We start from the raw sequence: 23,578 nt of genomic DNA on the forward strand, positions 1-23,578 counted from the left end.
TAAAACCGCTTCGCACTTTTGTGGGAAATGCTCAGGAAGCAGCAGCCGCAGGCTTGCCATTCAGCACGGTATCCAGCGCGTGTTTTAGTTCTTCGCGTATATCGACGCTTTGCGACAATATCTGCTCGAACTTCAGGAAATCGAGCAGACCTATGCGCTCGACATTCGGGCGCAGGAATATATGCGGCGGGCGTTGGCGGAACTTGTTTTCGATAATCGAGCACATGGTCAGCTGATTGGCGCCCATAACTGCTTCAATGGTTGTCGGCATATAATCATCAGGGCCAACAGGCGCGCCAACAACATCGATACCAATGACAATATCGGCCTTATCAAAAAGCAAATCGAACGGAACCGGATTGAGCAATCCGCCATCCACCAGAATACGCCCATCGCGGCGAACTGGCCTGAACACAGGCGGAATAGCGCAGGATGCGGCAATCGCCGACCGCAGATCGCCTTCTTCAATGTTGAGTTCAGTGGCTGCATGAAAATCTGCAGCCGTGATGCTCATCGGAATTTTCAGCTCTTCGACATTTTCCGGCAGTGCTAATGGCAAAAAGACGTCGAGTATTTTTTCGATATTAAACTGACTGACGCGGAAACCGCCTTTGAGCAGTTCGACCCAGCGTTCTGGACGTGCCTGCCACATGCGACGAGCGACTTCCGAACGACGATTGAAAATCGCCGCCATATATTCATGAATTTCCGTGCCACTCATGCCATTGGCCATACCGGCACCGACAATCGAGCCGATGGACGAACCAGCAATCGCTACAGGCTTAATGCCAAGCTCGTCTAGCACCTCGATAATATGGATATGCGCTATACCGCGAGCGCCACCGCCGCCAAAGGCGACGGCGATACGCGGAGATGATGGCACGGCAATATCCATGCTGTTTTTCCTGCTTATGACTGCGCCAGTTACGATTGCGCAGGTCCGAAAATCAGAATTGCAGGTTCTGCTTCCAAAAGCTTTTTGGCAATAGCTTTAACCTGGTCGAGTGTTACCGCATCGATCAGCTCATTGCGCTTGTCGATATAATCACGATCAAGTTCTGCTTCCTGAAGACCGACAAGCGTATCGGCAATCGACACCGAAGAATCGAGATTGTTCACCGCATAAGAACCCTTGAGATAGTTTTTGGCGGCAGCAAGCTCGTCCTCTGTCGGACCTTCATTCGCCATTTTCGCCACCTGCTGACGAATAATCTTGAGTGATTCCTGCGCTTTGTCAGGACGTGTGGCAGTCGAAATGGTCAGTGCCGAAACATGATCACGCAACGCCATGGACGACGAAACCGAATAAGCCAGACCACGCTTTTCACGCACTTCCGCATAAAGACGTGAGGTAAACCCGCCACCCAGAATGTGGTTCATCAGGTAGGACGCAAAAAACTCGTCGTCCTTGCGCGGAACAGCCGGATAGACAAAGCTGATCGATGTCTGCGGCATGTCAAAGCTCAAGCTGGTCGTTGTACCAAGCGCGAGATTTGCATCCGGCACAGGCACCAGTTCCGCATTTGCAGGCAGATCGCCAAACACCTTATCGAGCATTTCGCCAAGATCCTTGGCATTGATCGAACCGACAACACCAACTGTCAGCTTATCACGGGCAAAGTTCTTGCGATGGAAATTGACAAGATCGTCACGGGTGATCGCTTGCAGCGACTTGACCGTGCCATCATCCGGGCGACCATAGGGATGATTGCCATAAAGAACTTCGGAAAACTTGCGCGATGCAATGGTCGAGGGATTGCGCTGCGATGCTTCAAGGCTTGCGACGATCTGCTGGCGGATACGGTCAACCGCATCCTGATCAAAGCGTGGCTTGTTAACGGCAAGCGCGAGAAGATCGTTCACCGCATCGCGATTTTCGGCCAACATACGAATATTGCCGGAAACGGAATCAGGTGACGCTGTGAAGCTCATCTCGGCACCAAGATTGTCAATGCGCTCCTGAAAACTATCCGAATCAAGATCGCCAGCACCTTCATCGAAAAGGCCGGTCATCAGATTGGCAAGACCTTCCTTGCCGCCAGGGTCCTGCGATGTGCCGCCTTTAAACGAAAAGCGCATCGAAACCAGCGGTACAGAATTGTCTTCAACCAGCCAGGCCTTGATGCCCTTTGGCGAAACGACTTCCTGAATTTCAATTGCATTGGCAGGAATGCTCAATGCCGCCAAGAGCAGCACGGAAGCTGCAACGGCGGCAATCGCATTTTTTGCACGCAGAATGTTCAAAACAACAAGTTTACTCACTGGATTGCTCCTCCCGCGCCATTTTCTCCTGCATTATTGGCAGCAGCATTCGGATTATCGCGTGCGTTTTCCGGCTCAGTATCCGGCGGCAAGAGATAGCTTGTCACCGACTGATCTTTCACGAGATAGCGGCTTGCCGCATCCTTGATCTGCTCAACTGTTACAGATTTGATGAGCTCCGGCCATTTTTGAATATCTTCAATGTTCTGGCCAATAGACAATGTTGAGCCGTACATACGCGCCATTCCAGACTGGCTGTCACGGGCAAAAATCACGGCTTTAAGGAAACGATTACGCGCTTGATCGAGTTCTTCCTGCGTCACACCATCCTTGATGATACGCGCAACTTCCGTCTCAACGGCCTTTTCCACGTCCGCCAATGTCTTGCCGGATTGGGGAGAACCGTAAACGGAGAATGTGCCGTCATCAAGCGCATCGCCGCCATAACTCGCACCCGTATTGGACGCGATGCCCTGCTTGACAATCAATTCCTGATAAAGTCGCGACCGTAGCGAACCGCCCAAAATCTCGCCCAAAAGATCAAGCGCAGGCGCATCGCCTTCCTTCACATTGGGAAAACGCTTTTCATTGGCATAAGACGGCACCAGCCATGACACGCGAAATGACGGCGTGCTCACACGCGCATCATGCAATGTCACAACACGCGCCGCATGTTTTACAGGCTCCTGCGGACGCTCACGCGGCAGAACTTCGGCGCGCTTTGGTATCGTCGCCCATGTCTTCATAACGAGATCACGCACGCGTTCAGGCGTCACATCGCCGGCAATTATCAGCGTTGCATTGTTGGGCGTGTAATATTGCTGATAAAAATCAATCGCATCCTTGAGACTGAGTTTTTCCATTTCCTGCCGCCAGCCGATAACCGGTACGCGATAGGGATGATTATAGAAAAGTACTGCGTCACTGTTTTCCATCAGCATGGCCGCAGGATTAGAATCCACCCGCATGCTGCGCTCTTCAAGGATGACGTCACGCTCGGTGGTGACAGCCTCTTCATCAAGCACCAGATTGGCCATACGGTCCGATTCATACCCCATTACCATTTCAAGCGCATCGGGCGTCACACGCTGGAAATAAGCGGTGTAATCGTAAGATGTGAAAGCGTTTTCCTGACCACCAATGGCCGCGATTTTTGCCGAAAATTCGCCTGCTGGATAGGTCTTTGTACCTTTAAACATCAGATGTTCTAGAAAATGCGCGATGCCGGATTTTCCAGGTGCCTCATCAGCCGAGCCCACATGATACCAGATCATCTGTGTCACGACAGGCGCGCGATGGTCAGGAATGACCACAACCTTCAACCCGTTTTCAAGCGTGAAGCTGCTAATGTCGTCGGATTGCTTTATTTCCGGCAGATTTGCAGGAGGCTGCGAGGCCGCGGTCTCGGTCGTTGCAGCCGGAGCCGCCGTTTGCGCCTGAACGGAACCAGATGCCAGCGGCAATATCAGCGCGAAACCGAGTGCCGTAGACAACAATAAGCGCCGGAGTGAGGGGTTATGCACCAAGCGACATCTCCAATCAGTTTTTCCACTTCGCCCAAATTCTGGACGCAACGATTCCAATGAAAAATCAAAATAATGCCGGAGCCAGTTTCCCGGTTCCGGAATTTTTTTCAGCTTTGCTTCAACTGGATGAGGCGAATGATGGTGCCACCATAATTCCGCTCTTCATGAACGACGAATCGTTCATCCAGTTCAAGCGATGCTTCTGTTTCCTCTTCAAGCACCAGAAGTGCGTCAGGATTAAGCCAATTGCCTTCGAGTGCAGACAAAAGCGCTTTTTCACCCATCCGGCGACCATAAGGTGGGTCAGCAAAAACCAGATCGAACGGCTCCATCGTGCCTGCTTCGCCAAGCTTGCAGGCATCGCGGCGCAGAACTTTAGTCTGGCCCTGTAGTCCAAAGGCTTCGATATTCTGGCGAAGAATGCCACGGCCTTCCGCCGATTCCTCGACGAAAACAGCATAGCGCGCGCCACGCGACATCGCCTCAAGACCGAGCGCACCTGTGCCTGCAAAGAGGTCCAGAACACGCCCACCTTCAACCTTATCCGGAAAACTGTGAGCGAGAATATTGAAAAGGCTTTCACGCGTGCGATCCGTTGTTGGACGGATCGCATTTGTTGCTGGAGTTACGAGCGCCCGCCCGCGGAATTTACCGCCGACGATCCGCACCATTGCCCCCTGGCTTACCGCCTCTTGGCTTTCCACCGGCAGGCTTACCGCCGGGTTTGCCACCTGGCCCGCCACGATCCGGCCCCTTACCAAAGCCACCCGGGCTCTTGGATGGTCCACGACCTTCGCTGCCGCTTGAACGCGGGCCACGATCAGCATTGCCGCCACCGAAACGGCCTTCACTGCGTGGGCCCGATGGCTTACCAAAGCTGCGGCCTTCATAGCCACCGGATGATCTTTCACCACCCTCGTTCTTCAGCTCAGCGCGCTCACGCTTACCTGGCCGACGCTCTTGTTTGCTATCGTCACGGCCTCCTGGCCGAGGTTTACGATCATCGCGTCCTTCCGGACGTGGTGTGCGCGGTTCATAGCGTCCCTCTGGGCGACCTTCTTGTCTGCCTTCAGGACGACTTTCAAAACGACGCGGGCGGTCTTCGCGGCGCGGACGCGACTGAAAATCTCCTTCCGGACGAGGCGTACGTGGTGCCGAACGCCCTTCTGAGCGGCCCTCAAAGCGACGAGGACGATCCTCACGACGCTGATCGCCATCCGCAGAATGACGCGGACGCGACTGCAAATCGCTGCTGGAGCGGCTGGCGCGCTCGCCACGCGCTGTAGCGCGCGCCGCTTTTTCGGCAGCTGCCTTTTCGCCTTGCGGACGTGCACCCGAGGCCATCCAGACATTGGAATTACCACGGCGGCGCGGCTCAACCTTGTCTTCTTTGTTTTCTTTGGGCTTGCGGCGTTCCGGCTGACTGGAAATCCACTCGCGTTCGCGCGGCTGACGGCGATATTCGCCTTCTGCCTCGCGTGGCTCACGCTGTTCCATTTCGCGCGCCGTGCGGCCCTGAACAACGGTGTTGGAAAACTCGTTGAGAATTGGCGCATCAAAATCAGCACCCGATTCCTCAACAAGCTTTTCGCCAAGCTGATCTCGCAGAATACGGCCACGAATTTCGCGAACGCCGCCTTCTTCAAGATCGCCAAGCTGGAAAGGACCGAACGAAACGCGGATCAATCGGCCAACAGTCAGACCAAGTGCGCCAAGAATGTTCTTTACTTCGCGGTTCTTGCCTTCGCGCAGACCAATCGAAATCCAGACATTGGCACCCTGTTCGCGTTCAAGCGTCGCTTCGATGCTGCCATAAAAAATGCCCTCGACAGCGATACCATCTTTGAGTGTATCAAGCTGCGCCTGTGTAACCTTGCCGTGGGCGCGCACGCGATAGCGACGCAGCCAGCCGGTTGAAGGCAGCTCAAGAACGCGCGACAATCCACCATCATTGGTCAGCAGCAGCAGACCTTCCGTGTTAATGTCGAGGCGTCCGACCGAAAGCACACGCGGCATTTCCGCAGGCAGCGCTTCAAACACCGTCGGGCGACCTTCAGGATCGCGATTGGTCGTCACCAGACCTGCCGGCTTATGGTAAAGCCACAGACGCGTACGCTCAGCCTGCTTAAGCTGCTTGCCATCGACCGTGATCACATCACTGCGCTTCACGTTGACAGCGGGAGTGCTAAGCACCTTGCCATTGACCGAGATGCGGCCAGCCGCAATCATCGTCTCGGCTTCGCGACGCGAGGCAATGCCTGCACGCGCCAGACGCTTGGCGATACGCTCGCTAGCATCTTCACCTTCTTGCGCGGCGGGCGCGCCAAACTTGCGCGGCGCACCGCGATCATCGTCGCGACGTGGCCTGTCTTCGCGGGGACCGGAATTGCGCTCGCCGCGTTCGCCACGCGTACCAGCCGGGCGATCTCCGCGACCTTCGCCGCGCCCATATGGAGGACGTCGACCGCCCTTATTGTCGTCTTCTGTACTCATCTGATATTGGCCTCTCAGCAGCGCCGCCGTGTCGTCTTTGGCCGCTTTTGATCTGGCAAAGAACTGTCCGGTCAAGAACGCTGTATAAATCCGTTCGCAAATCGGTTTTGATTTCGTGAATTATGCAGTAACAAATCGCACAGTGGCTTGCGAGCGAAATCTCCTGCTCTTTGCCACGAAATGAGGTCGGTTTGAAAAAGGTTGCAGATATTTCATCTCCCAAAGTGGCAACACCGATGGATATTGCGTTCGAAGAGGCGCAGGCTGCTGCCCTTCGTGGCGAGGTGCCTATTGGCGCAGTCATCGTACATGAGGGTACAATTATCGCACGCGCGGGAAACCGGACACGCGAATTAAACGATGTGACCGCCCATGCAGAAGTTCTCGCGATACGCATTGCAGGAGAGGCACTCAAATCCGAACGGCTAATCGATTGCGATCTCTATGTAACACTTGAGCCTTGCGCTATGTGTGCTGCGGCAATTTCATTTGCCCGTATTCGCCGCCTTTATTATGGCGCAGCCGACCCGAAAGGCGGCGGTGTAGAATTTGGGCCGCGCTTTTACACGCAGCCCACATGCCATCATGTTCCAGAAACCTATGCAGGGTTTTCCGAAGATAAAGCCCAGAAAATTCTCCGGGATTTTTTCCGTGAAAAGCGTTGACTGCTTAGAGCGCATTTCGATCTGATTGGATCAGATCGGCGCTCTAATTATTTGTTTTAACGCGCATCTTTACCCAAAAACCGTTTCACACTTTTCGGGATGCGCTCTGATCAGCTCGCAGTCCTGCGTCCTGTCATGAGGTGCAGCGTGTTATCCCGCAGCGCAAAATGATGGATAAAAGCCATCAACACGTGGGCAACAATCACCGCCAAAAGCAACCAACCCAGAAGACCGTGAGCGGCAATGCCCGGCGCAGTCAAAGACGGATTCTGAACACCGGTCTGCACAAAAATTTCCATACCAAGAAATGAAAAACCGCGTCCGTTGCCATAGCTGCGCAGCAACGCCAATGCTGGCACAACAAACATCAACGCATAAATCACAAGATGCCCGAATGCCGCCAGTTTGCCAACGAGACCCGTTTTATGCGGGCGGCGGGAAGCATTCAGAAGCCCCCATATGCCTCTCACCAAAACCAGCAACAGCAACGCAAATCCGACCTGATAGTGTGTTGGCCAGATGAAATTATAAATTGGCGTGTCTTTTGCAAAAACGCGAAGGGTTGTTGAGATGAACTGCCAGACAAAAAGCACTGCCATGAGCCAGTGTAAAGATCGGCTGATCACTCCATAACCATCAGGATTGTCCAGAAGTGGATTTGTTCTGTTCATGAAAGGCACCTTACATTCAACAATTGATAGAATATCGCTTTGACAGAAGCTTCTCTTTGTTTGAAATCACATATCGTTCAGAATGACTAATATTAAAAATATTTAATATTTGAGAGCAACCAACTCAAATCAACTATACACAAAAAATCAGCCGGAAGATATGTCTTCCGGCTGATCAGATAGTCAATGATGATTTTTTAGATGATCAATTCCAAGGCAGAAGATCGCGCCAGCTCTTGCCGCCGCCGCCAGCAGCCTTCTTACGCTCACGCTCTTTCTGCGCCTCATCCTGTCCCAGTTCACCCGTTGCAGCTGATGCAGCAGGCTGACGATAAGCCAAAGGTGGCTCGCTCAGATAGCGGCGGGTAGACGATGAGCCCTGCGATTGCTGTTCACGTGCCTTTTTCAGCTCTGCAATACGGGCTGGATCAGCTGTAGGTGTACGCGTTGCATATTCCTCACGACGACTGCTGCCACTTGGGAGCATACGTGCATCGGCTGCAACAGCAACATCCTGATCAATCGGCGAAACAAAATTCGGATTGTCACGGTTTGCGGTGATCTCATCGCGCATACGCTTACGGCGCTCTTCAGGCGATTCTGGCCATGCAGGGTCACCAGCACTTGCAACGCTTTCCTGCGGTGCAGGCAACGAACCCTTCTCACCCTGTGCAGGACGCACAAGATCAGGACGCGGCTTGTAATTGATACGTTCTTTACTCTTGCCCTGGCCAAAGCTCGCCATGTTCGACATGTCGTCGAGAAGCTGCGCCCCCGCCGTTTTGTCAGTTCCATAGGTAGGCGACGATACGCAACCGGACAGTGCGAGACCCGCAACTGCCGTCATCAATACCAGAACTCGTCCTTCAATCTTCATTAGCGCCACTTCTTTTACGCCTGTCGATCTTCTCTTTGCCAAAGGCTACTCAATACCCTTGACGCAAGAAACCGGCAACTCCAAGGCAGATTGCACGTTTATCTCAAGGAAAGCCTTGTACATGAGAGCATGGCCACGGGCAATCGCGATATTAACCGCTATTTCACCATGCCCGCACTCTAAAAGGCAAGCCATGAAGCGAAAAACCCGGCTACGTGAGGCAACCGGGTTTTTGATTATTATGCTGAAAGCTTACCAAGCGCCTTCAATTCATGCAAGGCAACCGCATCACGCGCCGAAACTTCCGGGAATTCCGGGTCAGAGCCGACATCAGTTGTGTAGCGCCATGAACGTGCGCATTTTTCACCTTCTGCCCGCACTGGCAAAACGGCTACGCCCTTGACATCATCCAGTAGGAAAGCACCTTCCGGTGCATCAGCATCGGATATAGCAATGTCGCTGGTGATACAGATTTCGGCAAAATCCAGACCTTCAACCGAATCGGCAAGGCTTTTGTCGCTGATGTAGACAACAGGCGCTGCTTCGAGCGAAGAACCGATGCGCTTATCAGCACGTTCAAGCTCAAGAGCGCCAGTGACGACGCGGCGCACATTGCGAACCTTGCGCCACTTTTCAGCCAGCACATCATCACGCCATTCAGACGGAATTGACCGGAACTGTTCAAGATGAACGGAAGCTGATTGCGGATAACGGTCGAGCCATGCTTCTTCCATGGTGAAAGGCAGCATTGGCGCAAGCCACGTCGTCACACGGTCAAAGATAGCACGCACCGTCTGCAGTGCCGCCTTGCGACGAATGCTCGATGGCGCATCGCAATAAAGCGCATCCTTGCGGATGTCGAAATAGAAGGCCGAAAGCTCGACATTCATGAAATCGATCAACGCACGCGCTATGCGCTTGAAATCAAACGCGTCATAGCCGGAACGTACCACTTCATCGAGTTCGGCCAGACGATGCAGCATCAGGCGTTCAAGTTCGGGCAGATCGGCATGAGGAACGTTTTCGCCTTCATCGTGGGCAAGCGTGCCGAGCATCCAGCGGATCGAATTACGCAGCTTGCGATAGGCATCAATATTGGTCTGGATGATACTTTTGCCCAGGCGCTGATCTTCCCAATAGTCTGTTGTCATAACCCAAAGACGCAGAATATCAGCGCCTGAATCCTTGATGACATCCTGTGGCGTCACAGTGTTGCCGAGCGACTTCGACATTTTCTTGCCGTTCTCGTCCATGGTGAAACCATGGGTAACAACAGCATTATAAGGCGCGCGGCCACGTGTTCCGCAGCTTTCGAGAAGCGAGGAATGGAACCAGCCACGATGCTGGTCAGAGCCTTCCAGATAAACATCAGCCGGCCATTTCATGTCGGGGCGATCTTCCAGCGTGAAAGTGTGCGTTGAACCAGAATCGAACCAGACGTCCAGAATGTCGCGAACCTGTAGCCAAGCCTCAGTGGCGCGATTGCCAAGGAAACGCTCCCGTGCACCTTCGGCAAACCATGCATCAGCGCCCTCGAGCTCGAATGCTTCGAGAATACGCTTGTTGACGGCATCATCCTGCAGAATATTGCCTTCTTCATCAGCAAAAACACAGATTGGAACGCCCCATGCCCGCTGACGCGAAAGAACCCAATCCGGGCGGCCTTCGATCATCGCACGCAATCGCGTCTGTCCGGCTGCCGGGACAAAGCGGGTTTCTTCGATGGCTTTAAGCGAGCGCGAACGCAGCGTCGTGCCATCGCCGAGGTTCTTGTCCATATAGACGAACCATTGCGGGGTGTTGCGGTAGATGATGGGCTTCTTTGAACGCCATGAATGCGGATAGGAATGCTTGAGACGGCCGCGCGCAAACAGATTGTTATGCGCGATTAGCTGCTTGATGACGGATTCGTTCGCGTCACCCTTCTTGCCATTATCGTCGATAACCCGCGCAGGGCCACCTTCACGATCCGGGCCAAAGCCCGGCGTGTCCTTGGTGTAATAGCCGTCGTCACCAACAGGGAACGGGATGCTCGGGTCAATACCGCGTGCTTCGAGTGCACGCGCTGCATCCATCCATGCTTCAAAGTCTTCGCGACCATGGCTTGGTGCGGTGTGAACAAAGCCTGTACCGGCGTCATCAGTGACGTGATCACCGGCGATAAGCGGAACGACGAATTCATAGCCGCCGCCAAAGCCTTTGAGGGGATGCTCAAGCGTTACGGCGCCCAGTTCTTCGAACGAAACGTCACGTAAACGCGTGAACTCAAGTTTCGCTTTTTTCGCACATTCTTCTGCCAACTTATCACCAAAGATAAGCTTCTCGCCAGCCTGAGGGCCGAAATCATTTTCCGCAGCAGCCACTTCGTAAAGACCATAAGCGACGCGGTTGGAATAGGAAACTGCACGGTTGCCTGGAATGGTCCAGGGCGTGGTGGTCCAAATGACGACCGAGCTACCTGCAAGATCATTCGTGCCCGCAACCGGGAACTTCACCCAGATCATATCCGATTCAACATCGTGATACTCGACTTCGGCTTCTGCGAGCGCTGTGCGCTCAACAACCGACCACATAACGGGCTTGGAACCGCGATAAAGCTGGCCCGAGGCTGCAAACTTCAAAAGCTCACCGGCAATTCGTGCTTCCGAGTGGAAGTTCATCGTCGTGTATGGATTTTCGAAATCGCCGCAGATGGCAAGGCGCTTGAACTCTTCGGCCTGAACCTTGATCCAGCTACCCGCAAACTCACGACATTCCTTGCGGAATTCGTTAATTGCCACCTCGTCCTTGTTCTTTCCCTGCGCGCGGTATTTTTCTTCGATCTTCCATTCGATCGGCAGGCCATGGCAATCCCAGCCCGGCACGTAATTCGAGTTGAAACCGCGCATCTGGAATGAGCGCGTGATCACATCCTTGAGAATCTTATTCAGCGCATGGCCGATATGAATATTGCCGTTCGCATAGGGAGGGCCGTCATGCAGCACATAAAGCGGACGGTCCTTGGCGTCTTCGCGCAGCTTCTTGTAGAGGTTCATTTCCTCCCAGCGCTGCACAAAAAGCGGCTCACGCGCAGGCAGTCCTGCACGCATCGGGAACTCCGTCTGTGGGAGATTGAGTGTCTTTGAATAATCAATCTTGGCGGTGGTATCGGTCATCTACGGTTTGCCTGTAATCCCGCACGACAATATGGCGGGTGAAAATGCTTGAAAACTCAGAAAGCGCAGGGCGCAACAGGTCGTTCCCGGACCCTCCTGCCATGCATTGCGTTTCTCGCAACGCCATAAAGGCTTAAAGGAAGGCCGGGCCAATAATTCGGCCAATGTTTCCTATGGCCGCGATGATATGCCGAAAATCCGTCATCATGGGCACGCTTTTAGCAATGACCTTCGCAGGAATAAAGAGGCAGGGCGCAATAAACTTGCAGCCCTGCCTCGGAAAACTTTACAGATTGGCTAGATTCGATCAGTCGATCGAGAAATCGAAGCGATATGTTGCCGATACACCAACGGTGAACTGATTTGCAGAACCATAATCTCTGACGATGCTCGAGTTTTTGGCTTTGTCTTGAAGACGATTATATTCTGCAAACAGGCTGGTATCGATCTTGTCAGTCGCACGCCAGGTGACAGCACCACCAAAACCAACTGATTCCCAACCGCCGCCAGGCCGATATTCTTTCAAACCTGAGGCGACCGCCTCTTCCGCAGTCATACCGTAGTAAGTGCGCATGTAATCCTTTGACGCGAAAGTTGCGCGCGGACCTGCCGAAACGCGGATAACCGGCGTCACATCATAAAAAGCATCAGCGGCAATGTCGGCGACAACGCCCTCATGCGCACGGAAGCCCTGACGCACTTCGCCACGGAAACGCAGCCAATCCGTTGGATAAACGTCAACGAAACCACCGACTTCACCCCCCCATCTGGTTTCCTTAATACCGTCAATATCGGTATCGCGTTTAAACAGAATCTTGCCGGCTGCACCGACGCGGAAGCGATCGGTATCTATTAAAGCAAAGGAAACATTGTCATTGCGTGAAGAAAAGCGCTCGGCCTCTCCCTGTCGACCAAGTGAAACCAGAGGCTGCGCAAAAAAGCGGTATTTATCCGAACCTTCGAACTTCGGAGAAACATAGCCAGCAGCGCCAACCTTGAGATACCAGTCGCCCGACCAGGGATACTTGCGGGCGGGTTTCACTTCCTCAGTCACATAAACGTCCGTCTGCTGCATATCCGCAGCGACAACCGACAAAGGACCAACGAACAATGCAGCGCCTGTAACAAAGGCAAGGGAGACAATACGCGTCACATGAAACTCCGAATAAACAGTTCCCCATAAATTTGGGTGCATTTAACACTGTTTGAACGGAATATGTAAAATTAAACTTAAACCAAAAGTAGAATTTGCAACAGCTTTTTCTAATATAGTTACATATTTACTACGGAAATGACAGAAGACGATCAAGTTCAGAGAGTGGCTGCGCACCTGCAAGCAATCCACGCGCTTCCTGTTCATCACGCTTCATCTGCGCAATCAGCGGGTCAAGGCCATCAAATTTCACTTCGCCACGCAGATAGCCAAAGAAGGATACTTCGGCAATCTCGCCATAAAGATCGCCCGAAAAATCGAAGACAAAAGTCTCAAGCAAAGGCTTGCCGTCGCTTGCAACGGTCGGACGGCGACCAAAACTTGCAACACCATCATGCAGCGTCCCACCGGCCCTGCGGAAACGAACAGCATAAATGCCGTGTTTGAGGCTCACATGATCGTCAATCACCATATTGGCGGTGGGAAAGCCAAGTGTACGGCCAAGTTTTTTGCCGTGAATGACTTCACCGCTGACACGATAGCGATAGCCAAGCAAGCCCGCCGCCTCTGCCACTTCTCCAGCGCATAGAAGCGAGCGAACGCGCGTTGAGGAAACAAGGTTTCTACCCTCATCGCTGAAGGCATCGACAAGTGACACGCTAAAATCGGACGATTGTCCGGCTTCTTCTAGAAACTGTGGCGTACCGCGCCGACCCTTGCCGAAGTGGAAATCATAGCCCGTAACGACACGATTGGCACGCAACTGCTCGACAAGAATGTTGCGCACGAAATCTTCGGCAGAAAGTGCTGCAAAATCACCAGTAAAGGGCTGTTCGATAACCGCGTCAAACCCCATAAGCCGGAGGATTTCCGCTTTTTCCGACGCATCTGTCAGACGCTCGATGGGTTCATCCGGCTTGAAGAAACTACGCGGATGCGGCTCAAATGTCAGCACAAGTGCTGGCAGACCATTCTGCTTTGCAAGCTCCAGCGCACATTCAAGCACGGCCTGATGGCCGCGATGAACACCGTCAAAATTACCAATTGCCACCACGCAATCACGCAGGTTAAGCGGCAATGCATCGGTTCCTGAAAGGCGCTGAAAAGCAGGTTTTGTCATGATCGAAGCAGCATCTCGAAAGTAATATTAGACAAGTGCATAGAGTGAAGCGATGGGCGCATGTCCATGCTTTTGCAGAAAAGCATCCATCTTGTCCAAATCGACATTGCCATCGGCAACATAATCGGACGCATGAACCCCACCGGAAATATAAAGCACATCCAGACCGAAATTAGCAGCACCCTTAACATCGGTCAGCACACCATCGCCGATACCAAGAATGCGCTTTCTGTCTACAGCCTTTCCCCGGATCTCCTCGACAGCCTTTGCCGCCGCTTCATAAATCGGGCGATGCGGCTTTCCTGCAATCAACGTGCGGCCACCAAGCTGGCCATAATCACGCGCCAGCGCGCCTGCACACCAGATCAGGCGGGTGCCACGTTCAACCATAATATCAGGATTGGCGCAGATGAAAGGCAGATTGCGTGAGCGAAGACGCTGTAAAAGCTCGGCATAATTTTCCGGTGTTTCTGTCTCATCATCATAAAGACCGGTACAAACAACACCTGACGCCTCGAACTCTTCAACCAGCTCGACATCAAGTCCATCATAGATGACCAGCTCGCGTTCACTGCCAATATGGAAAACTTTGCGCGGACCTTCGGCTATCAGATCACGCGTGACGTCACCCGACGTAACAACACGATCATAAGCATCTTCCGGCACGCCAAGCAGCGTCATTTGCGCAACAACGCTCGGAAAAGGCCGTGGTGCATTGGTCACGAGAATAACCGTCACACCCCTTGCGCGTGCGCGTTGCAAGGCTGCAACCGCCTGCGGAAACGCAACTTCGCCGTTGTGCAACACGCCCCAGACATCACAGAAGATCGCATCATATCCATCCGTCAGATCATCAAGGCGTTCAGGCAATTTCATTGTTTTCCTCAATATACTTGTCCAGCCTATCGCCGGTTAGAGATGTATCCTGCCGTTCCTCTACAAGACGCAAGCCGACATGTCACCCGGCTTGGGACGATATGCGTCCAAATGAACGCCGCGATGAATGAATTGTGTTAACCAAAACTGCCATTTCCTGAACATAACCTTTTGGGCCCGGTTATTTTCCTATTCGGCTTGTGCTGTGCCTGTATAGTCCCCACATGCCTTGCAAAGCGCTTTTGTGCAGCGTCCCTGCTTATGCTGGAAATTTATTTTCCGAACTGTCAAAAAACGGCAACGATCCTTGACAAACAATAGGTGCGCTTCTATCTCAGAGGCACGTTAGCACTCGGATACCTAGAGTGCTAACAGCGTGGACCGGTCGGTCCGCTTAAAAAGGTTCAACATCTACAACACCAAGGGTTATACCATGGCTGAGATTAAGTTCCGTCCGCTTCACGACCGCGTTGTCGTTCGTCGCGTAGAATCGGAAGCAAAGACTGCTGGCGGCATCATTATCCCTGAAACCGCCAAGGAAAAGCCACAGGAAGGCGAAATCGTCGCTGCAGGCAGCGGCGCTCGTGACGAAGCTGGTAAGCTGATCGCACTCGAAGTTAAGGCTGGCGACAAGGTTCTGTTCGGCAAGTGGTCGGGCACCGAAGTCAAGATCGGCGGCGAAGACCTGCTGATCATGAAAGAATCCGACATTTTGGGTATCGTAGGCTAATTTAGCCGGAGCGGTTTCGCTCTTACCTGAATATCAATTTACCATAATCTGACCGGGATAACTCCCAGGAGAGTAAAATGGCTGCTAAAGAAGTAAAATTCGGTCGCAATGCGCGCGAAAAGATGCTGCGCGGCGTCGATATCCTCGCTGACGCTGTTAAGGTAACGCTCGGCCCAAAAGGTCGTAACGTTGTTATCGACAAGTCCTTCGGCGCTCCACGCATCACCAAGGACGGCGTATCGGTCGCCAAGGAAATCGAACTCGAAGACAAGTTCGAAAACATGGGCGCACAGATGCTGCGCGAAGTGGCTTCGAAGACCAACGACACTGCCGGTGACGGCACGACCACTGCGACCGTTCTTGGTCAGGCTATCGTTCAGGAAGGCGCAAAAGCTGTTGCTGCCGGCATGAACCCAATGGACCTGAAGCGCGGCATCGACCTCGCAGTTGGCGAAGTTGTTGCTGAATTGCTCAAGAAGGCGAAGAAAATCAACACTTCGGAAGAAGTTGCTCAGGTTGGCACGATCTCCGCTAATGGCGAAGTCGAAATCGGCAAGATGATCGCTGAAGCGATGCAGAAAGTCGGCAACGAAGGCGTCATCACGGTTGAAGAAGCCAAGACCGCTGAAACCGAACTCGAAGTCGTTGAAGGCATGCAGTTCGACCGTGGCTACCTCTCGCCATACTTCGTCACCAACCCAGACAAGATGGTTGCTGATCTCGAAGACGCATACATCCTTCTTCATGAAAAGAAGCTCTCGAACCTTCAGGCTCTTCTGCCGGTTCTCGAAGCTGTCGTTCAGACTTCAAAGCCACTCATCATCGTTGCTGAAGACGTCGAAGGTGAAGCGCTTGCTACCCTCGTTGTCAACAAGCTGCGTGGCGGTCTGAAGATTGCTGCTGTTAAGGCTCCTGGCTTCGGCGATCGCCGCAAGGCAATGCTCGAAGACATCGCGATCCTCACCGGCGGTCAGGTTATTTCCGAAGACCTCGGCATCAAGCTCGAAAGCGTTACGCTCGACATGCTCGGCCGCGCCAAGAAGGTGTCGATCAACAAGGAAACCACCACCATCGTTGATGGCGCTGGCAAGAAAGCTGAGATCGACGCACGCGTTGGTCAGATCAAGCAGCAGATCGACGAAACGTCTTCCGACTACGACCGTGAAAAGCTGCAGGAACGTCTTGCTAAGCTTGCTGGCGGCGTTGCAGTTATCCGCGTTGGCGGTGCAACGGAAATCGAAGTTAAGGAAAAGAAGGATCGCGTTGACGATGCTCTGAACGCAACTCGCGCTGCGGTTGAAGAAGGCATTGTTGCAGGTGGTGGTACCGCTCTGCTCCGCGCTTCGGTTAAGATCACCGTTAAGGGCATCAATTCCGATCAGGAAGCTGGCATCAACATCGTTCGTCGCGCTCTGCAGGCTCCGGCTCGCCAGATCACGACCAATGCTGGTGAAGAAGCATCCGTAATCGTTGGCAAGATCCTTGAAAACGCTTCGGAAACCTACGGCTACAACACTGCAAACGGTGAATATGGCGATCTGATCGCACTCGGCATCGTTGACCCAGTTAAAGTTGTCCGCACTGCTCTGCAGAACGCAGCTTCAATTGCTGGCCTTTTGATCACCACGGAAGCCATGATTGCTGAACTTCCTAAGAAGGATTCGGCACCTGCTGGCATGCCTGGCGGCATGGGTGGCATGGGCGGCATGGACTTCTAAGAAGTCCATAAAGCACGCCCATGAAACTAAAGCCTGCACCGCTAAGCGGTGCGGGTGGCGGCAGGGACTTCTAAGAAGTCCAGCCATGCATTGCACAGCACAGGCAGAAACCCCTTTGCGATTGCAGCAGTGCAAACCTATCGAAAACCTCCGGTCTGTACCGGAGGTTTTTTATGTCCGCAATTTTTAGCCAGAGCCGAAGTTAGCGACATCGACTTTTAGCAAATCTCCAGACGAAAAATATCAAGTAAAGACGGCCTCTTGTCGCCTTTTTACATTGCGCAACTCTTTGTGATTTATACAAAATCCCGCTATTCGCGACTTTCATCGCTTTCGGCTTCTTATTTTAGTATTTTCTGATTTACATTCCACTTCATTCATGATCAATCGCGGGTGTAATATGAGATGGACTTCCTGTTTGCCCCCGCACTTTGGAAGTCCTGTCTCAGGCGACAGGAAAGGCAGGCGAAAGCCTGCCTTTCCACTTTCAGCCTTCAATGTTTGAGTACGATATTTGACTCTGACATGAGCTTGCCCTTCCTTAATCCGGCGCTATTCTCTCCTTTCAGAAAAGGAGAATTTTATGCGCAAGGAGCTACCGATAAACACTGCACCAAAAGACGGTCGCAAAGTCACTGTGGTCTGGACCGACGATGATGATCAGCGCAATGAATCGGTTGGCCAGTACCGTTCTCTTGATAAGCTGAAAGCTGGCGGCGGCGATTGGGATGAAACGGACACCGGCTGGTGGATTTTCACCGACAGCAAAACCCAGCAAAAAGTCGAACCCACAGCCTGGATTTCCGAAACTGACGCCAGCGATGACGAAGAAGAAGATAATTGATCTGAAACGCCAAAGTGCGGTCAATTAAATTTGACTTTTATAATCATATTTTATCAAATGATTTTGGGCCAGAATGCTGGCCCAAACAACACGCTTTAACTTTCTGTTTTTAAGCATGTCGTTATCGCAAAACCGGTTCCCACTTTTCCGCGACATGCTTTCAATGCTGCTATATTTAACAGACGGGCTTATTCCCCTGCCTGAAACAGCTGGAGACTGAAAATGACCGCCACGCGTACCGAAACAGATACTTTCGGCCCGATTGATGTTGCTGCCGACCGATATTGGGGCGCGCAGACCCAGCGCTCGCTGCATAATTTCAAGATCGGCGGAGAGCGTATGCCCCTGCCTCTCGTTCATGCATTTGGTGTGGTCAAGCGTGCAGCAGCGGAAACCAATATTGCGCTTGGCAAACTTGATCCGGTTCTTGGACAGGTCATCGCAGTTGCAGCCTCCGAAGTGATTGAAGGCAAGCTCGACGATCATTTTCCGCTGGTTGTCTGGCAGACGGGTTCCGGCACACAATCCAATATGAACGCCAATGAAGTCATTTCAAACCGCGCGATTGAACTTCTGGGCGGCGAACTTGGCTCAAAAAAGCCGGTCCATCCGAATGATCATGTCAACATGAGCCAGTCGTCAAACGATAGCTTCCCGACAGCCATTCACATTGCGACCGCCGTTGAAGCCGTCAGCCGGCTTTACCCCGCGCTGGCGCATCTCACCAAGGCACTCAAAGTCAAGGAAGACGCATTCAAGGACATCATCAAGATTGGCCGCACGCACACGCAGGATGCGACACCGGTAACGCTTGGACAGGAATTCTCCGGCTATCGCGCAGCCCTTGAATATGCACGCCATCGCATTGAACAGTCGCTTAGCGATGTGTTTCTGTTAGCACAGGGCGGCACGGCGGTTGGCACCGGGTTGAATGCGCCAAAGGGCTTTGACACTGGCTTTGCCGATGCAGTAAGCGAGATCACGGGCCTGAGCTTCAAAACTGCGCCGAACAAATTTGAAGCGCTTGCGAGCCACGGTGCGCTGTTAAACTTCCACGGCAGCCTCAACGCGCTTGCTGGCGATCTGTTCAAGATCGCCAATGACATTCGCTTTTTGGGTTCTGGTCCACGTTCGGGTCTTGGCGAACTATCATTGCCGGAAAATGAGCCCGGCTCCTCAATCATGCCAGGCAAGGTCAATCCGACACAGGCCGAAGCTTTGACCATGGTTGCAACGCAGGTCTTTGGCAATCAGACCACCGTTACGGTCGCTGCAAGTCAGGGCCATTTTGAACTCAATGTGTTCAAGCCAGTCATCGCCTATAATGTGTTGCAGTCGATCCGTATCCTCAGCGATGCCATGGTGTCTTTTGCCGATCATTGTGTCGAAGGCATTGAGGCCAACGAAGATCGCATCAAGGACTTGCTGGAACGTTCCCTTATGCTCGTTACCGCTCTTGCACCGGCAATTGGTTATGACAATGCGGCTAAGATTGCGAAGACTGCACACAAAAATGGTACAACCCTGCGCGAAGAATCGCTAAAGAGCGGGCATGTCTCGGAAGAGGATTATGACCGTCTTGTTCAAGCGGAAAAAATGATCGCCCCCGAGTAACCGTCTACAAAAAGCGAACAAACTGTCGAGGAATATCTATCTTTCCTTGACAGTGTAAAATAGGTATTCATTCGTTCAGTTCAATTGGAGATACCCCTTGATGTCCGCTATCACTCCTCAGAGCAACGGCCTGGCCACGCTCGTCGCACGCGTCTTTCTTTCAATTCTGTTTATCCTTGCTGGTTTTAGCAAGTTGACTGCGATTTCCGGCACAGCTGGCTATTTTGCAGGTCTTGGCCTTCCAGCTCCAACCATAATCGCTGTTATTGTTGGTCTGATTGAATTTGTGGGCGGTCTCGCAATTCTCGTTGGTTTCCAGACCCGTATCGCTGCTGCAATTGTTGCACTGTTCACCATTGGCGCAACTCTGGTTGCTCACATGAACTTTGCAGAAGGCATGAACGCTCTGATGGCCCAGAAGAACCTTGCCATTGCAGGCGGTCTGATCCTTCTCGTGTTGCAGGGTGCGGGTTCGATTTCGATCGACGCCAAGCGCAACTGATAAATTGCCTAAGACTTGATTTGAAAAGCCGTGCCTCACAGCGCGGCTTTTTTAATATTTTTTGAATTGGAGCTCCGATCTAATTCAATCAGATGGAGACGCGCTCTAAGACACACAACTGTTACTTAAAATCGCCAATGATTGCATCCAGCGGCCTTGCAAGTTATTGCAATGCCATATTTTGATTTCGAAAAGACATTTCGTCCTCCCAGACATGTCTCATAACTTAGCTTGTAGAGAAAAAATGGCAATTTCCACCGCACCGAACGGTCAGCTTCATGCTGACGCTCCCTCCGGCAAAAACTATAGTTTTGCACTCGCCAGCCTTACGATGCTGTTCTTCATGTGGGGATTCATCACCTGTCTCAATGACATTCTGATCCCGCATCTGAAAAACGTATTTCAGCTCAACTACTTCCAGTCGATGCTGATCCAGTTCTGCTTCTTCGGAGCATACTTCATTGTGTCGCTGCCTGCTGGTGCACTGGTCAAGCGCATCTCCTATAAATGGGGTATCGTGACTGGTCTTGTGGTCGCTGCTGTTGGCTGCGCACTGTTTATCCCGGCAGCGTCTTATCAGGTATATGCACTGTTTCTCGGTGCCCTGTTTGTGCTGGCTTCGGGCGTCACGATTTTGCAGGTCGCCGCAAACCCCTATGTCACCATCCTCGGCGCACCTGAAACCGCAGCAAGCCGCCTGACACTGACACAGGCTTTCAATTCACTGGGCACAACCATCGCACCAATCTTCGGTGCATTTCTCATTCTTTCTGCAGCAACGAGCGATGCCGCAAGCTCCGCAGACGCAAATGCCGTTCAGTTCCCTTATCTTCTGCTGGCTCTGGCTTTCGCAGTGCTGGCAATCGTATTTGCGATCCTGAAACTTCCCAATGTTCAGGAAGAAGAAACTGCGGTCATCAGCAAGGAAGAAGGTTCAGCCTGGCAGTACCGTCACCTGGTACTCGGATCAATCGGCCTGTTCGTCTATGTCGGCGCAGAAGTCAGCATCGGCAGTTTTCTCGTCAACTTCCTCAGCGATCCGACTGTTGCAGGCATGGCCGAAGCAGAAGCTGCGCACTACGTTGCCTATTTCTGGGGCGGCGCAATGATTGCCCGCTTCATTGGTGCAGTTGCAATGCGCTATGTTGATGACGGCAAGGCACTGGCGTTTAACGCAGCCACGGCAATCATCCTGCTGCTCATCACCGTTGCAACCACAGGCCACGTCGCAATGTGGTCGGTTCTGGCGATTGGCCTCTTCAACTCGATTATGTTCCCGACGATATTCAGTCTGGCATTGCATGGCCTTGGAAAACACACCAGTCAGGGTTCGGGCATTCTGTGTCTGGCAATTGTTGGCGGCGCGATCATCCCGCTTGTTCAGGGAGCGCTGGCTGATAGCGTTGGCATTCATCTGGCATTCCTGATGCCGATTGTCTGCTACATCTACATTGCCTATTATGGCCTTGTTGGTAGCAAGCCAAAAATCTAAAAAGCAAAAAAGCCGGTCTGAATTTCAGACCGGCTTTTTAAATTCAACATCGAGTTTATCAGCCAGCAAGACCGTCGCGGATACGCGAAACAACCTCAGCCACTTTTGCATTTGCTTCGCTGCAGCGAGCTGAAACCAAGCAAGCCTGCGAACGCAGGATAATACCATCTTCAAGCACTTTGAGTTTGTTTGCAGTCAGCGTCGAGCCGGTCGATGTAATATCGACAATCATATCTGCCGAACCCGCAGCCGGTGCGCCTTCGGTAGCACCCAGACTTTCAACAATGCGATAGACCTGAATACCATGCTTCTGTGAGAAGAACTGCTGTGTCAGGCGCCAGTATTTTGTGGCAATGCGCAGACGGCGGCCATGACGCTGACGGAAATCGGCAGCAACATCATCGAGATCAGCCATTGTCGTCACATCGCGCCAGACTTCCGGCACCGCAACAACCACATCAGCATGGCCAAAACCAAGTTCTGCTTCAATTGCAACGCGTTCATCGGCATGCGCCAGCGTTTCGCGAACAAGGTCTTCACCGGTCACGCCCAAATCAACGCTGCCATAGCCCAGTTCGCGCGCAATCTCGGATGCCGACAAAAACAGAATATAGAGATCATTGTCACCTTCAACACGCGCGCGATAATTGCGGGAATCTTCCGGCAGAATGACATTGTATCCAGCCTGTTCAAGAACGGCGAGCGTCTGTTCTTTCAGCCGTCCCTTGGATGGCAGCGCTAGCGTAACACTCATGATTGTTCTCCCGCCAGCATCTCTAAGCGATCAAGCCAGATGGAAAAGCCAACACCTGGAATGGTCTCGGATGCGCCAAGCATGGTGAGCAGGCGATCATAGCGACCGCCACCGGCCAGCACCATATCCTTGTCGCCGCCCGCCTGACGGATTTCATAAACGAGACCCGTATAGTAATCGAGCGGACGTCCGAAAGACGCATCGTAGACAATGTGTTCGGCAGCAATACCGGCTGCGATAATCGCATCGGTCCGTGCTTCTAATTTTTGCAAAACGGCACTCAAATCAAGCGCATTATCGGCTGCAAAAGCCCGCATTGTAATGCCTGCGGTTTCCAGCGAAACACGGATTGTAAGAAAGCGCTTCAACAGATCAAGAGCCGAAGATGGGAAGCGCGTTGCAGCGAGATCTTCTTTTTCGATCAGGCGACGCGCGATCTCGGCAGGTGAGCGGCCAGCGCTGGGCGAAATGCCAGCTTCAAGCATTTCCACCTCAATCATACGCGCCAAACCTGCCTCGTCCCCTTCAGCAACAAGACCGGCCAGCTGGTCGGGCAATGAATCAGTGCGCTGTTCACCAGTCAATTCGGCAAACGCGGCTTCCATTGTGTGTTCATCGCCAAACGCACGCAGCAACTTTTTGCGCCAGCCCTGCGGAAGACCAAGCGCCTTCAGCATGCCTGCAAAGACCGCCTGATCGCCAAGAACGATTTCAAGCGGAACGTTTGCGGACGACTGCACGCAAGCGATTGCATCAGCAATCGAACGCGCATCGGATGCGGCCTCGTCAGTTGCACCGAGGTCTTCAATACCGGCCTGCAAAAACTCCGCGGCACCATCGCGACGCTGACGGAAAACTTCGCCGAGATAGGCATAGCGTTTTGGTGTTGCAGCATTCAACGCAATATGATTGCGGCAGACCGGAATGGTGAATTCAGGACGCAGGCAAAGACTGTCGCCATTTTCGTTTTCGGTAAGAAAGATACGGCGGCGCAAATCCTCGCCCGCCATATCCAGAAACGGATCGGCTGGCTGGATCAGCGGAATATCGACAAGCTCAGCTTCGCTGGCATCAAGCTGCGCGCGAAGCGTTGTAAAAATCGGTGAAGTACGTGATCCAGTCATCG

20 protein-coding genes are annotated in these 23,578 nt (G+C 52.7%); 7 read left to right on the top strand and 13 right to left on the bottom strand.

What is annotated here, in order from left to right:
- Positions 1-31 precede the first annotated feature (31 nt).
- From CEV31_RS19770 to CEV31_RS19790, 5 genes are all read right to left on the bottom strand, one after another.
- On the bottom strand, positions 32-895 hold the full coding sequence (locus CEV31_RS19770) for a patatin-like phospholipase family protein (RefSeq protein WP_094509815.1): 864 nt from the start codon (positions 893-895) through the stop codon (positions 32-34).
- A gap of 29 nt (positions 896-924) precedes the next feature.
- A complete protein-coding gene (locus CEV31_RS19775) occupies positions 925-2,217 on the bottom strand; it encodes a M16 family metallopeptidase (RefSeq protein WP_374847284.1) in 1,293 nt (430 codons plus the stop codon).
- Between the two features lie 41 nt (positions 2,218-2,258).
- Entirely contained in the window at positions 2,259-3,785 is a 1,527-nt protein-coding gene (locus tag CEV31_RS19780) for a M16 family metallopeptidase (protein WP_094509897.1), read from the bottom strand.
- Positions 3,786-3,895: 110 nt separating this feature from the next.
- On the bottom strand, positions 3,896-4,456 hold the full coding sequence (gene rsmD / locus CEV31_RS19785) for a 16S rRNA (guanine(966)-N(2))-methyltransferase RsmD (RefSeq protein ID WP_328587700.1): 561 nt from the start codon (positions 4,454-4,456) through the stop codon (positions 3,896-3,898).
- Positions 4,437-6,281 carry a pseudouridine synthase gene (locus tag CEV31_RS19790; RefSeq protein ID WP_094509899.1) on the bottom strand — a complete coding sequence of 615 codons (1,845 nt, stop codon included), beginning with the start codon at positions 6,279-6,281 and terminating at the stop codon, positions 4,437-4,439. The genes rsmD and CEV31_RS19790 overlap by 20 nt, the downstream gene beginning before the upstream one ends.
- A gap of 236 nt (positions 6,282-6,517) precedes the next feature.
- Here CEV31_RS19790 and CEV31_RS19795 point away from each other — a divergent pair, with 236 nt between their 5' ends.
- Positions 6,518-6,946, top strand: a complete 429-nt coding sequence (locus CEV31_RS19795) for a nucleoside deaminase (RefSeq protein WP_374847287.1) — start codon at positions 6,518-6,520, stop codon at positions 6,944-6,946.
- A gap of 110 nt (positions 6,947-7,056) precedes the next feature.
- Here the strand turns inward: CEV31_RS19795 and CEV31_RS19800 are convergent, their stop codons facing one another.
- The 6 genes from CEV31_RS19800 to CEV31_RS19825 form a co-directional block, all read right to left on the bottom strand.
- Positions 7,057-7,617, bottom strand: coding sequence for a cytochrome b (locus CEV31_RS19800; RefSeq protein WP_094509823.1), 561 nt, complete (start codon positions 7,615-7,617; stop codon positions 7,057-7,059).
- Positions 7,618-7,822: 205 nt separating this feature from the next.
- Complete coding sequence (locus CEV31_RS19805) at positions 7,823-8,494, bottom strand: hypothetical protein (RefSeq protein ID WP_094509825.1); 672 nt, start codon at positions 8,492-8,494, stop codon at positions 7,823-7,825.
- 239 nt (positions 8,495-8,733) lie between these two features.
- Positions 8,734-11,649, bottom strand: coding sequence for an isoleucine--tRNA ligase (gene ileS / locus CEV31_RS19810; RefSeq protein WP_094509827.1), 2,916 nt, complete (start codon positions 11,647-11,649; stop codon positions 8,734-8,736).
- Between the two features lie 307 nt (positions 11,650-11,956).
- Entirely contained in the window at positions 11,957-12,802 is an 846-nt protein-coding gene (locus tag CEV31_RS19815) for a MipA/OmpV family protein (protein WP_235818200.1), read from the bottom strand.
- 130 nt (positions 12,803-12,932) lie between these two features.
- Positions 12,933-13,922, bottom strand: a complete 990-nt coding sequence (locus tag CEV31_RS19820) for a bifunctional riboflavin kinase/FAD synthetase (protein ID WP_094509831.1) — start codon at positions 13,920-13,922, stop codon at positions 12,933-12,935.
- A gap of 27 nt (positions 13,923-13,949) precedes the next feature.
- Complete coding sequence (locus tag CEV31_RS19825) at positions 13,950-14,798, bottom strand: TIGR01459 family HAD-type hydrolase (protein WP_094509833.1); 849 nt, start codon at positions 14,796-14,798, stop codon at positions 13,950-13,952.
- Positions 14,799-15,231: 433 nt separating this feature from the next.
- Here CEV31_RS19825 and groES point away from each other — a divergent pair, with 433 nt between their 5' ends.
- The 6 genes from groES to CEV31_RS19855 all read left to right on the top strand — a co-directional run bounded on the left by groES (position 15,232) and on the right by CEV31_RS19855 (position 21,698).
- Complete coding sequence (gene groES, locus CEV31_RS19830) at positions 15,232-15,528, top strand: co-chaperone GroES (protein WP_094509835.1); 297 nt, start codon at positions 15,232-15,234, stop codon at positions 15,526-15,528.
- Between the two features lie 77 nt (positions 15,529-15,605).
- Positions 15,606-17,246: a chaperonin GroEL gene (gene groL / locus CEV31_RS19835; RefSeq protein ID WP_094509837.1), complete on the top strand. Its 1,641-nt coding sequence runs from the start codon at positions 15,606-15,608 to the stop codon at positions 17,244-17,246.
- 583 nt (positions 17,247-17,829) lie between these two features.
- Complete coding sequence (locus CEV31_RS19840; RefSeq protein ID WP_094509839.1) at positions 17,830-18,090, top strand: hypothetical protein; 261 nt, start codon at positions 17,830-17,832, stop codon at positions 18,088-18,090.
- Positions 18,091-18,312: 222 nt separating this feature from the next.
- Positions 18,313-19,704: a class II fumarate hydratase gene (gene fumC / locus CEV31_RS19845; protein WP_094509841.1), complete on the top strand. Its 1,392-nt coding sequence runs from the start codon at positions 18,313-18,315 to the stop codon at positions 19,702-19,704.
- 100 nt (positions 19,705-19,804) lie between these two features.
- Entirely contained in the window at positions 19,805-20,206 is a 402-nt protein-coding gene (locus tag CEV31_RS19850) for a DoxX family protein (RefSeq protein ID WP_094509843.1), read from the top strand.
- A gap of 244 nt (positions 20,207-20,450) precedes the next feature.
- A complete protein-coding gene (locus CEV31_RS19855; protein WP_094509845.1) occupies positions 20,451-21,698 on the top strand; it encodes a sugar MFS transporter in 1,248 nt (415 codons plus the stop codon).
- Positions 21,699-21,756: 58 nt separating this feature from the next.
- On the opposite strand, the gene hisG is transcribed toward CEV31_RS19855, so the two are convergent.
- Both hisG and CEV31_RS19865 read right to left on the bottom strand, forming a co-directional pair.
- Complete coding sequence (gene hisG / locus CEV31_RS19860; RefSeq protein ID WP_094509847.1) at positions 21,757-22,452, bottom strand: ATP phosphoribosyltransferase; 696 nt, start codon at positions 22,450-22,452, stop codon at positions 21,757-21,759.
- Positions 22,449-23,576 (bottom strand): ATP phosphoribosyltransferase regulatory subunit, encoded by a 1,128-nt coding sequence (locus CEV31_RS19865; protein ID WP_094509848.1) that lies wholly within the window; start codon positions 23,574-23,576, stop codon positions 22,449-22,451. Before CEV31_RS19865 ends, hisG begins: the two co-directional genes overlap by 4 nt.
- Between the last annotated feature and the right edge of the window lie 2 nt (positions 23,577-23,578).

It is taken from the genome of Brucella thiophenivorans (assembly GCF_002252445.1).
Classification (GTDB): Bacteria; Pseudomonadota; Alphaproteobacteria; order Rhizobiales; family Rhizobiaceae; genus Brucella; species Brucella thiophenivorans.